At 35.8% G+C, this 13,692-nt stretch carries 9 protein-coding genes; 6 read left to right on the top strand and 3 right to left on the bottom strand.

The features are described from left to right. Positions 1-376 precede the first annotated feature (376 nt). The 4 genes from M2326_RS08230 to M2326_RS08245 all read left to right on the top strand — a co-directional run bounded on the left by M2326_RS08230 (position 377) and on the right by M2326_RS08245 (position 5,353). The gene (locus M2326_RS08230) at positions 377-1,447 is read left to right on the top strand and encodes a Gfo/Idh/MocA family protein (RefSeq protein WP_264619084.1); all 1,071 of its coding nucleotides are present in this window, start codon (positions 377-379) and stop codon (positions 1,445-1,447) included. 11 nt (positions 1,448-1,458) lie between these two features. Next, complete coding sequence (locus M2326_RS08235; RefSeq protein WP_264619085.1) at positions 1,459-1,902, top strand: MaoC family dehydratase; 444 nt, start codon at positions 1,459-1,461, stop codon at positions 1,900-1,902. An 86-nt stretch (positions 1,903-1,988) separates the two neighbouring features. Further along, positions 1,989-3,554 carry an alpha-L-fucosidase gene (locus M2326_RS08240; protein ID WP_264619086.1) on the top strand — a complete coding sequence of 522 codons (1,566 nt, stop codon included), beginning with the start codon at positions 1,989-1,991 and terminating at the stop codon, positions 3,552-3,554. A gap of 212 nt (positions 3,555-3,766) precedes the next feature. Continuing rightward, entirely contained in the window at positions 3,767-5,353 is a 1,587-nt protein-coding gene (locus M2326_RS08245; protein WP_264619087.1) for a sulfatase family protein, read from the top strand. 258 nt (positions 5,354-5,611) lie between these two features. Here the strand turns inward: M2326_RS08245 and M2326_RS08250 are convergent, their stop codons facing one another. Next, positions 5,612-6,733 (bottom strand): T9SS type A sorting domain-containing protein, encoded by a 1,122-nt coding sequence (locus tag M2326_RS08250; protein WP_264619088.1) that lies wholly within the window; start codon positions 6,731-6,733, stop codon positions 5,612-5,614. A gap of 377 nt (positions 6,734-7,110) precedes the next feature. Between M2326_RS08250 and M2326_RS08255 the strand changes: the two genes are divergently transcribed. Further along, positions 7,111-8,274, top strand: a complete 1,164-nt coding sequence (locus M2326_RS08255) for an HYR domain-containing protein (RefSeq protein ID WP_264619089.1) — start codon at positions 7,111-7,113, stop codon at positions 8,272-8,274. A 713-nt stretch (positions 8,275-8,987) separates the two neighbouring features. Here the strand turns inward: M2326_RS08255 and M2326_RS08260 are convergent. After that, positions 8,988-9,824 carry a carbohydrate-binding protein gene (locus tag M2326_RS08260; protein ID WP_264619090.1) on the bottom strand — a complete coding sequence of 279 codons (837 nt, stop codon included), beginning with the start codon at positions 9,822-9,824 and terminating at the stop codon, positions 8,988-8,990. Positions 9,825-10,109: 285 nt separating this feature from the next. Next, entirely contained in the window at positions 10,110-10,979 is an 870-nt protein-coding gene (locus tag M2326_RS08265; protein ID WP_264619091.1) for a family 16 glycosylhydrolase, read from the bottom strand. A 176-nt stretch (positions 10,980-11,155) separates the two neighbouring features. On the opposite strand from M2326_RS08265, the gene galB reads away from it, so the two are divergent. Continuing rightward, on the top strand, positions 11,156-13,642 hold the full coding sequence (galB, locus tag M2326_RS08270; protein WP_264619092.1) for a beta-galactosidase GalB: 2,487 nt from the start codon (positions 11,156-11,158) through the stop codon (positions 13,640-13,642). The last annotated feature ends 50 nt before the right edge of the window (positions 13,643-13,692 follow it).

Raw genomic sequence — 13,692 nt, forward strand, 5'->3', positions numbered from 1 at the left:
ACGATTGCTGATTTTTGATTTGTTGGAACGGGGAAAATGATTAACGATTTTTGACTAACGATTTTTGATTTCTGATTTGTTGGAACGGGGAAAAAGATTAACGATTTTTGATCAACAATTGTTGATTTTTGATTTGTTCGAAGCGTAAAAGTGAATTAAGATTTGATTTTTGAAATTGACTTTTGAAATTGATTTTTGAAGTTTGACCTTTGACCTTTGATTCTCGCGTGAGGGATTGAAGTGGAGCTCTTTTTTTATCAATTGCCTCGGGTTTAAACCCGAGGCAATTGATAAAAAAAAGCGGGAACGAAAAGCCCGACCCGAAGTTTACGGAGGGGCACGCCCAAATAAAAAATACTATTAAAAAAAACAGATAATGGATATTAACTACAAACCAACATTACCCATTGAAAATCGTCCGATTTACATTATTGGAGCGGGCGGAATTGTGCGTGATGCGCATTTGCCTGCTTACAAAAGTGTGGGCTTTACGATTGCGGGAATCACCAATAGAACTCGCGAAAGAGCGGAGGAATTGGCAAAGAAATTTGCGATTCCGACTGTCTATGAAACGGTTGCCGATATGGTCAAAGATGCTCCTTCGTACGCTATTTATGATTTGACCCTTATGCCGAATCAGTTTGTGCAAACATTGGAGCAATTGCCTGACGAAGCAGCAGTTTTGATTCAGAAACCCATGGGAGATGATTTTGAGCAAACTTTGGCGATTTTGGGAGTTTGTAGAAGAAAAAAACTAAAGGCAGCCGTAAATTGTCAGATGCGTTTTGCACCCTATATTATGGCGGCAAAAGACATCATCGACCGAGGATTGATTGGCGAATTGTACGATTTTGAAGTGCGTTTGTCCATATATACCCCTTGGGAATATTTCCCGAATGTGGTGAATCACCCGAGATTGGAAATTCAGCAACACAGCATTCATTATATTGATTTGATTCGCTCGTTTTTAGGTAACCCAAAAAAAGTGTATTCGAAAACCTTACGAAATCCAGGTAAAACAATGTCGTCTACTCGTACGACGACGATTATGGATTATAATGATGCGATGCGAGCAATTATCAACACCAACCACGACCATAATTTTGGCGAGAAAAACCAAGAAAGTTTTGTGAAATGGGAAGGTACCAAAGGAGCTATCAAAGCTCGAATAGGATTGCTACTAGACTACCCAAATGGCAAACCCGATTTGTTTGAGTACTGCATTGTAACCGAAGGAGAAAAACCAAAATGGATTGAAGTGCCGCTAAAAGGCTCTTGGTTCCCCGATGCATTTGTGGGAACAATGGCGTCCTTAATGCGATTTGTAGAAGGTTCTACCACCGAATTACCCACTAGCGTGGAAGATGTGGTGCACTCGATGGCAATCGTAGAAGCTGCCTATGAATCGAATGACAACGGAGGTATTTTACCCAATTATTCTATTTAAAATAAAGAAACATGCATATACTATCACGATTTTACGAAGATTACGAACTAGGAAGCAAAAGAGAAACTTTTGGACGAACCATAACCGAAACCGATTTTGTGGTTCATGCAGGACATACAGGCGATTTTTTTCCGCATCATATGGATGCTGAATGGTGCAAAACACAACCCTTCAAACAACGAATTGCTCACGGAACTTTGACTTTTAGCGTGGGAATCGGAATGACCGCTACAGAAATTAATCCAGAGGCTTTTTCTAAAGGCTATGATCGTTTGCGTTTTGTAAAACCAGTTTATATTGGTGATACCATAAACGTGGTGATTACCATTAGCGAAAAGAAAGATTCCAACAAACCCGAATTTGGACAGATAAACGAGCATGTCGAAATTTTCAATCAAAATGGTGATTTAGTACTAGTGTGCGACCATATCTTATTAGCAAAAAAGAAAATATAACTTTTGTTCTACTATAATGGACATATGTGAAGGCCTTCCTTAGCGGTTTCGTCTATGTTTGTACAACCAAAAAACTACAAAATATTATGAAAAATACTGTTTTAGGATTAGTGTCTATTGCATTAGTATCCTGCAATGCACAACAGAAAACAACCCAAAATAAAGTTGCAGACAAGAAAATCGAATACAAAGCCGATTGGAAATCATTGGAACAACATAAAACACCAGAATGGTTCTTGGATGCTAAATTCGGAATCTATTGCCATTGGGGACCGTACTCGGTTCCAGAATATAAAAACGAATGGTACTCGCACTGGATGTACGTGAACAAGGACAACCCAGAAGCTAAAAATGGGAAAGAAAGTGAATATTACACACACCATGTGAAAACTTATGGGCCATTGGATAAATTTGGTTACAAAGATTTCATTCCGATGTTTAAAGCAGAGAAATTTGACCCTGCAGCTTGGGCAGATTTATTTGAAAAATCAGGTGCAAAATTCTCCGGACCCGTTTCTGAACATGCCGATGGTTTTGCGATGTGGGATAGTGATTTGACCAAATGGGATGCCAAAGAAATGGGACCTAAACGTGATATCATGGGCGAATTGTCTAAAGAAATCAGAAAAAGAGGGATGAAATTTATCGCTACTTTTCACCGTCAATGGTTGTATGCTTGGTACCCAACTTGGGATGAAACTACTGATGCATCAGACCCAAGATATGCTGGTTTATATGGTCCAAAAGTTAAAAAAGGTGATTTCCTTTTCCCAGACAATCCAAATAGAAAAAAACTAGGAGCGGCATCTTATTACCCTTTGGCTGACGAACAATTTAACAAAGAATGGTTGGATCGTTTGAAGGAGATTACCAATAAGTACAACCCAGATATGGTTTGGTTTGATAATAAAATGGACATTATCGGAGAAGACTACCGCAAAGAATTCCTAGAGTATTATTACAACCATGCGGAGAAGAAAAATCAAGAAGTAGTGTCAACTTACAAATTTCATGATTTTGCCGAAGGCACTGCTGTTCTAGATTTGGAACGAGCAAGAATGAGTGAGAAAAAAGATTTTCCGTGGTTGACAGATGATTCTATTGACTGGAAATCATGGTCACACATTTCTGACCCAAACTACAAATCGACCAATCGATTGCTTGATTTCTTGATTGATGTAGTGAGTAAAAACGGAGCGGTTCTGTTGAATATCACACCAAAAGCGAATGGTGAAATTCCAGAGCCGGTCAAAGAACGTTTGCTACAAATGGGAGATTGGTTGAGAACCAATGGAGAAGCCATTTACGGAACACGTACTTTTGATATCTACGGAGAAGGTGATGCAGAAGTAAAAGAAGGCCATTTGAGTGAAGACAAAAATGCTGATAATACGGCCAAAGATATTCGTTTTACTAGAAAAGGAGAGGTTGTTTATGCCACGGTTCTAGATTGGCCGGCAGAAAATCAATTGGTGATCCACTCGTTCAAAAAAGGAAGTCCGTATTTGACCAAAGGAATCGAATCGATTGAATTTTTGGCTAACAAGAAAAAAATGAAATTCACAGTGGAGAACGACGGATTACACATTCAACTCCCAAAAGAAAAAGTAGGTGATTATGCTTTTGCATTCAAAATAACACCAAAGAAATAACTTTAAAAAGCATTTGGGCGTGACCCGCTGAAAAACGCGGGTCGGGCTTTTCGTTCCCGCTTTTTTTTATTTGGTGAAAAAACCAAATAAAAAAAGAGCTACACTACAAACGAAGTTCACAGAACACCGCTAAAAAATAAAAGTATAGTGAGGTAATCCCTCACGCAAAGCATACAAGAGGTAAAATCTTTATAAATAGTAAAATTTAAAACATGAAAAAGACAGGATTATCAATCGCCTTGGCAGTACTCCTTTTTTGTCAATTGGGTATTAGTCAAGGTTCGCATAAGAAGCAACCCAACATCATTTACATCATGTCAGACGACCACACTTCGCAAGCTATTGGCGCTTATGGAGGACGATTGGCAAAATTGAATCCAACACCCAATATCGACAAATTAGCGGCCGAGGGAATGTTGTTTGAAAATGCTTTTGTTACCAATTCGATTTGTACGCCAAGTCGTGCATGTATCATTTCTGGACAATATTCACAAACCAATGGTGTTTTGGATTTGGATGGAGAAATCAATCCTGCCAAAGAATATTTACCCATGGAAATGAAAAAGTTGGGTTATACGACCGCTATGATTGGGAAATGGCATTTAAAAAATGAACCTTCAGCCTTTGATTATTATAAAATTTTAGAAGGTCAAGGTAAGTATTTTAATCCCACTTTTTATGAAAAAGGAAAAGGTGAATGGATGAAAAACGAAGTGAAATCAGTGGGTCATTCGACCGATGTGATTACCGATATCGCTTTGGATTATCTTAAAAAAAGGGATAAATCGAAACCGTTTTTCATTATGCAACATTACAAAGCACCGCATGATATGTTTGAGTTTGCACCACGATATGCAGATTATTTAAAAGATGTTGAAATTCCAGAACCAGCGAGTTTGTATTTTCAACCCAATTTTGGTTCAGAAGCCACGGTTGGTAAGAACGGAAAATTACGTGCGGTTATTGGAAGTTCGGTTTCAGACCGACATTTGTATCGTAATTATGTAAATATGCTTTTGAAGGATACTGTTTCTGGAACAATCGCTACTCATTTAGCTTATCAAGAATACTTAAAAAGATATTTAAGATGTGTCAAAGGTGTGGATGATAATTTGGCTCGATTGTTCGATTATCTAAAAAAAGAAGGGCTTTGGGAAAATACCGTAATCGTATATACTGGCGACCAAGGAATGATGCTTGGTGAACATGATTTGATTGACAAACGCTGGATGTACGACGAATCGATGCGCATGCCGTTTATTGTTCATTATCCAAAAATGGTCAAAGCAGGTTCCAAAACCGATTTACTCATAAACAATACCGACTTTGCTCCTACTCTAATCGAATTGGCAAAAGGTAAAAAACCTTCGTACATGCAAGGGTTTAGCTTTATAAATACCTTGGAAGGAAAAGCAGAAAAAGACTGGAGAACAGCAACTTATTATCGGTATTGGATGCATAACATTCACCACTGGGTTCCTGCGCATTTTGGTGTTCGAACCAAACAATATAAGTTAATCTTTTTCTATGCCAAACATTACTTACCAGAAGCCGAATGGAATAAATTTTATTGGAATAAAGAAATGCGTATTTATGGCTATAACACGCCTGTAGCTTGGGAATTTTATGATTTAAAAAATGATCCTGAAGAAGTGAACAACCGTTACAAAGACCCAAAATACAAGGATATTATTGCTTCATTAAAAGAAGAAATTTTAAAACAACGCAAAGAATTAAATGAAACGGATGTCAATTATCCAGAGATTCAAAAGGTGATTGATAAACATTGGAATGATTAAATTCTTTAAATTATTCAACAAGATAGTAATGTATTTTTTAGGTAAGGTGATGGTTTAAAAAGAGTAAAATCAAAAATACTATTCGAACAGATAACGGCTGAAATCAATTCATTGCAATGTTTTATTCGATTTAAAAATACGACAATATACAATTGTACTTAAGTTATCAATCAATAGTAATATAGATGATTTAAAAAAAACAGGCCTCATAATCTTTCGATTTTGAGGCCTGTTCATTTAAAAAAAATTAAGTTTTACTTAATTTTTCATAATCTTAATTTTTTCCGAATTATTCTCTCCGTTTAAAATTAAAAAATAGATTCCAGATTTTAAAGATGATACATTTACATTGTACTCTGCTGATCCGACTGCAATTTTACCTTGCGCTACTGATCTACCTAAAGGATCTATAATACTATAGGAATTATAATCGTTTTCTGATTTTAAGGTTACCTGCAATAAATTCGAAACTGGATTTGGTGACACAGAAGTTTTGTAATTATAAGTTTCTGATTTAAGCTTAGACTCGACTTCTTTTCCTGTAATATTAGCCAATGTATATGTATTTATCCAATCTACATACATCGTGCTTTGAGCCGCATTTGCCAAATCGCTTCTTACTGCAAGGCCACCAAGATAATCAAATGGACCTGTCCATAAATCCCAAATAATATTCTGGGCTAATGTAAAAACACCAGTGGTTGTCAAACTACCCGCTGGAGCTCCATTAATGTAAAATTGTACATTTTTAGAATCTTTCCAATAGCAGCCAAGAACTTGATAAGTATTCCATTTTACTCCCTTTGCAGGATTACCAGCAGGGAGGTTTCTATTGTCAAAATTACCAGCATTTCTTTCAGTAACCCCATCCTTAACTATGAAATATTGAGAATACATTGTGTAAGGTCTGTATGTCTGGCTAGTGATTGAAGGTTTTGGATTATTCTCGCAAATATCAATTTCATCACGGTTATTTGCATCCCCATTATTTAACCAATAAGTAGAATAAGCAGAAATATTAGCCGCTTTAATTCGGCATTCAGTGTACATAGGAAACCCTACTTTTGCTTTAGATTGTACTCGAGAAGACTGAAACCACGCTCCTGAGTTACTTTGTCCATTATCTGTCGCTTTGATCCATAAATTCCCACCTGAGACGCCCGAATTGTTATTATTCATAAGAGTCGGTGTTCCTGCGTAATTCCAAGTAGATTTTTCCCATTTCGAAGTATCAAAGGATCCGTTAAAATCATCTGAAAGATATGTAGCTTTTACCCACTTTTTTCCAGAAGGGGCGGCTGGTTGCGCAACAATAGTAGTAACAGTAAAGAATAATGTCAACAGTCCTAAACTGATTTTTTGTAATTTTTTTAATTTCATAATTTGGTTTTTTAAGGTTAACTGAAACATTGTCATTTCTATAGCAAAATCAGTAGTATTTTATTTTAAATATTTTTAATTTAAACTAGGTCATATGACAATTGTTTGCAATGCTAAATTATACTTTATGATTATTTAAAAATAGAAGAAAAAAAATATTACAGCATAGTTCAGTTTAAATCTAGTTTAATATTCAATTCAGTCATAGTATAAAGCACCACCTTTGAAAGGAAAAGTTTTTTTAATACCAATCTTTTTGATTTAATCTCTTAAATAAACTGTACAGAATCATCTGTTATAATTTGTAAACCATATGATTACATCTACAAACAACTTTTAGCTTTATTTTACATCTTAACTAAACCAAAACTATTATTATGATTAAAAAACACTACTTACTTGGTTTTCTCTACTTAATTCTATCTGCCTGTAGCACTAATGGGACAGATAATGAACCAAAGAAAGAGGAAAAGCAAGTAGATACACCCCCTCCAGAAATCAGTTGTGTTGCAGATATCAACGTGGGAATAGATTATTTTGCTAATAATGCTATTGTTACCTATACCGCTCCTATTGGTACCGATAATGTAGCAGGTGCAACAACTACTCAAACGGCAGGATTAGCATCTGGTACCACATTTCCTGTGGGAGTCACTACCAATACTTTTCAAGTAAAAGATGTTACTGGAAATTCCGTTTCCTGCAGTTTTAAAGTAACTGTAACAAAAAACGAGCCGTCGGCAGATTTACCTTTTTTGACAGAAGTGAATCCTGCACCAACCACAAAAAAGTGGGTCAAGGTAGATGCCCTATCAGATGAGTTTAATTTGAACACTCTTGACGAAGTTAAATGGAAAAATACAGATCTGTCCCAGTGGATTGGTAGAGCACCTGGATTATTTAAAAAGAGTACTGTTTCGCAAACTGACGGAAACTTGCAACTTACAGCCGATATTTTACCTGCACCAGAAGTCGTTAATGGAAACACGTTTACGCACGCAGGTTCTTATATCACCTCTAATACAGCTGCGCAAGTAGGTTATTTTATAGAATGCAGAATGAAAGCCAATAAAACATTTATGTCGTCTACCTTATGGTTAATTAACAAACGAAATGAGGCTACAGGTTGTGATTTTAGAACAACAGAATTAGACGTTGGACAAGTCACAGGCACAGCCTCATGGACATTAACTACTGATAAACAAATGGGCTCTAACCTACATAGTCGAAGTACTAGCTGTCCAGAAACCCCAGTTGGATCTGTTGGAGGCAATACTTTATTAAGTGGTAAAGCGTCTGATGAGTATCACGTGTACGCAGCATGGTGGAAAAGCCCTACCGAAATTGAATTCTATTTGGATGGAAAAAAAGTACGTACAGCCACTCCTGTTGCTAACTTTAACCTCGGAATGTATATGAAAATGGTCGTTGAAACCTATGATTGGAATCCTGTACCTGCTGGCGGAGGAATGAATGGTTCAGCTCAAGACAGAACTACTTACTACGATTGGGTACGAACATGGAAATTAATTGATAACTAAAATTTTTCTTGACCAGGACTGCTAATAGAAACCCCGATGGTGAGGGCTTTTATCCAAACGATGGTACGGTCTCGAAGCTACGGGATGCCTCTAGCCACAAAGTAGAACAAGCAATGTAATAAGAAAGTTGTAATCATGAAAACGGTTGCAACTTTCTTTATTTTAAAAAAATCAAAAATGACTAAAAATAGATTATTTTTGGGTTACGATTGGAGTAGGTAAATTTATGAGAAATAACATTTAAAATACAGAAATTAGTAATATTTATGATTTTATAAATATTGAAGAATCATTTTTTTACACAAAAGAGCAAATATCTATATTATTTCCTGAATTTAAACTAATTAACGGCGTGTATTCAGACATTATAAATAGCGTTAAATCATCTTATGGTTTTGTTACATTAGAATATGAAAGTTATTATTTCAAAATTACTTGTGAAAGAGGAGTTATAAGATATCGATTAGAAATTAACAATAATTTTGCTTCAATCAATTCTAATATAGATCACTCTACACAAGTATTAGCTTTTAGCAAGAAAAACATTTTATTTATTTTAGAAGTCATGAAAAATAATATATCGTACAAAAACTAAAAAGCCCTCCTACCGAATCCTTTCGTCCGGTTCGTGAATAGAAACGAAAATATTCTAATTCAAAATATTCGATAATTTTATAAGCGACTGAATTATATTCAGTCGCTTTTTTTAGTTGTTAATTAACTACAACACATTCGTTTTGAACTGCATTTTTAGCGTAGGCATTGTATTTTGCATAATCGTATTTATTTAAGTCGGCAATTAAAATTCTGTCAATACTAAATTTTGATGACCTTCCAGTAATAGTAAGTGTATACGTTTCTCCAGCTTTAAAATTATAAGTGGCCCAAGGTTTTATACTGTGTAAATCTAATTGACCAGCAGCATTTTTAAATTCTCCATCGCCACCTGTTCCAAAAAATTTGGTATCCGTTTTTAAGGAGTTTGTTTGAGTGGAATTTCTTTCAGCGTTTGCCAGACAAGAATTCATTTCTCCAGCAACAAAATTACCTTCCATTTTAATAAAGCAATCGTTATTTGCATCTTGTTCAACTCCTGCTGGTTTTGAACTTCTTATCATAAAACGATAAATTCCTGCATTCTCAATTTTGAATTTATAAACCAATGGCGAGCTTCCTGTAAAAGGGCCATTGTATCTTAAATAACCAGTACCTCTATAACCCGGAATGGCAGTTTCATAAATCCATTTATCAAAATCAGAACTTGTATTTTCAGCTTCAAATATCAGTAATCCATTTTTTTCTAAAAATATACCACATTTTTTATCCGTAGGAATTACGTTTTCGTTTATCAACTCTGGTGCAGGTTGTGTTACTCCATCACAAATAGGAATCTTAATAGGGTCGGTTCCTTCAACAATAACTTCTTCTTTAGGTTTAATAACCTCTGTCTCTGGATCAGTATTTTGGATTAGATCAGTATCATCTTTCGATTTTGAACAAGATAAAATGCTAATAGCTACTAGAAATAAAATTGAATAGATGAGTTTCATAATTTGTATGGTTTGGTTTCACCAAAAATAGGAAATAGTTGATTTCAGTTATACCTGATATGACCAAAAACATATTGTATATGTCTTATTCATAAATAATTACAAATTAGGAAGGTCTTTCTATATTTACATTTCGGAATTTATATTATGACCCCGCTACCTCGCGAATCCCTTCGTGTCGTAGGTAAATAGAAACGAAAATATTCTAATTTAAAAACTGGATAACGCAGGCTTGTCTTCAAGCACTTTGAGGGGATTTTGGTTTTATTAAACACAGTTTACCAATTACTTCTTCTGCCAAACTCTCACATAATCTACGTTAAAATCTTCATTCAAGCGGTTATCATCAGGAAATGCTAATAGCCATTTATTCGATTCACTATTAAAATTGATGTGCAAATCTTGGTGCCAATACACGTTTGGTGATTCTCTAAATAAAACACCATCGATATACCAACGGATAAAGTCTTTATCCCATTCCATTCCCCAAACATGATAATCTTTTTGTAACTCAAACGGAATATAATAGTTTTGCGGGTGAGATTTTAGTTCTGTTACATTTCCTTTGTCCACAGGTGCCGAAAACACGTGCAAGTTGGATGTCAGCGTATGTCTGTTTTTTGCCGCTCCAGGATTGTTTTCACAGATGTCTATTTCTGTTTTCCAATTGTCTTTATACCACCAGTTGTACAACCAAAAACAACTTACCCAAGGAGCATCCATTAGCTTAGCTCGCATTTCAAAATAACCATAGGTAATAGATTTTTTACTCACTACCCAACCAACATTGTGCGTATAATCATTTTTGTATTTTGGTTCTTTAACTTGATTAATTCTTAGTACAAGATTTCCTTTTTCTAATGAAACATTCTCTGAATTTGCCATAGATGGTGCTCTACCCAACCATTTTGGATTGGTATCATACCATTTGTCTGAGTCTAGTTTTAATCCAGCGAATTCATCTGACAAATCCTTTTGCAAAACCCACTTTTTATCTTTTTGATGGGATAATGGGAGTTTGTCTGTCATTCTTTTTGGTGCTGCAGAAAACGAAATTGTATCTGTGTAGTAACTCGCAGGACGAGTGGAATCTTGTGCTTTTAGACTCGAATAAGAGGCTAAAAGTACTAAAATAGCATAGTTTATTTTATTCATAATAGTTTGTCTTTAACTATAAAAATACAGTGAATATAGCGGTTGCCATAAACGAAATGGGTTTTTCAGTAGAACAGATGTTTTTTGACTTCATTTAAACTCCTCAAACTTTTCTTGTCCTGTTTTTATCCTTTAGTTTTACCTTATAAACAATTCTGAAAGATAAAATAACACGAATGAAAGCAAGAAATTTAATTTTAAGCACGCTAGCGTTTCTAGCTCTTTTTGCTACGAAAAATAGTTCCGCTCAAAACGTAGTGGATAAAAAGGGAGTACAAAATTTCAATCAGAATTGGTTGTTTAAAAAAGACACGCTTCAAGGTGCTGAAAAAATTGCGTACCAAGATGCGAATTGGAAAAAAATAAATCTTCCACACGATTGGGCTATCGAAGGTCCTTTTAGTAATAAAAATAATGCCAGAACAGGTGGGTTACCCGTTCACGGAATTGCATGGTACCGAAAACATTTTGTTGTAGATAATAAAAATAAAGGAAGTCAAATTGCCGTAGCTTTTGACGGTGTGATGAATAATGCCAAAGTGTGGATAAATGGCAATTATGTGGGAGAACGCCCGTATGGTTACATTGGTTTTGAACTTGATTTGACACCATACATTAAATATGGTCAAGAAAATGTAATTGCCGTACAAGTAGCACCCGAGGATCTTTCTGCGCGTTGGTATCCAGGAGCTGGAATCTATCGCAATGTGTATCTAAAAGTCAAAAATGATATTCACATTCCGCAATGGGGAACTTACATCACAACTCCTTCAGTTACTGATGCAAAAGCAACTGTGGCTATTCAAACCACAATCAAAAATGCTGGGAATCTAAGCTCGAATGCCTCTTTGGTTACTACTATCAAGAATAATAAAGGCGTTGTGGTGGCTAGCCAATCGAAAGCAATTTCTTTAGATAAAAATTCAGAACAAAAACTAAGTCAAAATCTAGAGGTTATAAAACCTGCGCGTTGGGATATACAATCTCCTACCTTATATACTGCAATTAGTCAAGTAAAAGTAAACAATCAAGTGGTAGAAGAATACCAAACTGATTTTGGAATTAGAACGATAAAATTTGATGCCAACAATGGTTTCTTATTGAATGGAAAACGAGTGCAATTGAACGGAGTCTGTATGCATCATGATTTGGGACCTTTGGGTGCTGCCGTGAATTATCGCGCTACCGAACGCCAAATGCAAATTATGAAAAGTATGGGTACAAATGCCTTGCGTACTAGTCATAATCCGCCATCTCCTGAAATATTAGAAGTTTGTGATAAACTTGGAATTGTTGTTATTGTCGAAGCTTTTGACGAATGGCAACTCCCTAAAGTTCCTAATGGTTACAGTAAATTTTTCGATCAATGGCATGAAAAAGATTTGCGCGACATGATCAAAAGAGACCGCAACCATCCATCGGTAATCATGTGGAGTATTGGTAACGAAATTTTGGAACAAAGCAAAAAAGACGGTTGGATTCTGACCAAACACCTCAATGATATTTGCCATGATGAAGACAATACACGTCCTACAACAGCTGGATTCAACTATTATCCACAACCATTTACCAACAAATTGGCCTATCAAATAGATGTGGTCGGAATGAACTATTGGCCTGCAGATTACAAAGAAATCAAAGAAAAAAATCCAAGTATGATTCTGTACGGATCTGAAACTTCTTCGCAAACTAGTAGCCGTGGAGTATATCATTTGCCTATTGAATTCAATGAAAAACATGAAACCAATCAAGTGTCTAGTTATGATACCACTGTAGGGCCACCATGGGCTTACGCTCCCGATGTAGAATTTGAGGCTCAGGAGAAAAACCCTTTTTCGTTAGGGGAATTCATTTGGACAGGTTTTGATTATTTAGGAGAACCTACTCCTTATGGAGGGAAGGATAACGATACAGATGGGTATTGGAATTCAGATTGGCCGTCGCATTCGTCGTATTTTGCACCTGTTGATTTGGTAGGATTGCCTAAAGATCGTTTTTATTTGTACCAAAGTCAATGGACAACAAAACCTATGGTACATGTATTACCACATTGGAATTGGGAAGGAAAAGAAGGTGACATTATTCCGGTTTACTCCTATACCAACTGCGATGAAGTGGAATTGTTTGTGAACGGAAAATCGATGGGTAAAAAAGTAAAAGGAAAAGACTTTACCGAGATTCCATCAGAATATCATGGTTTTGAAAAAGGAATGTACAAAACAAAATACCGTTTGTCATGGAATGTGCCTTACCAACCAGGAAGTGTCAAAGTTGTAGGTTACAAAAACGGAAAACAAGCTGCTGTAAAAGAAATTAAAACAGCGGGTACTCCTGCTCAAATTAAACTTTCGGCTGATAGAAAAGTGATCACCGCTGACGGAAAAGATTTATCCTTTATAACGGTAAGAATCGAAGATGTCAACGGAAATTTATGTCCAAACGCCGATAATTTGGTGAATTTTAAAGTAAATGGCGCAGGAACTCAAGCGGCAGTTGGTAATGGTGATTCGGCTTCATTGGCTTCTTTTCAAGCGAATAACAGCAAAGCTTTCAGTGGAATGTGTTTGTTGATTGTAAAAGCGACTGACAAAAAGGGAACCATCAAAATTACTGCTACATCTAGCAATTTGAAGGCAGCAGAAGCCATCGTTACAACAAAATAATATGCATATTATAACTCTTTATGGATAGGTATTCGAATCATTCGATCTCC

It is taken from the genome of Flavobacterium psychraerolatum, from assembly GCF_025960985.1.
Lineage (GTDB): Bacteria > Bacteroidota > Bacteroidia > Flavobacteriales > Flavobacteriaceae > Flavobacterium.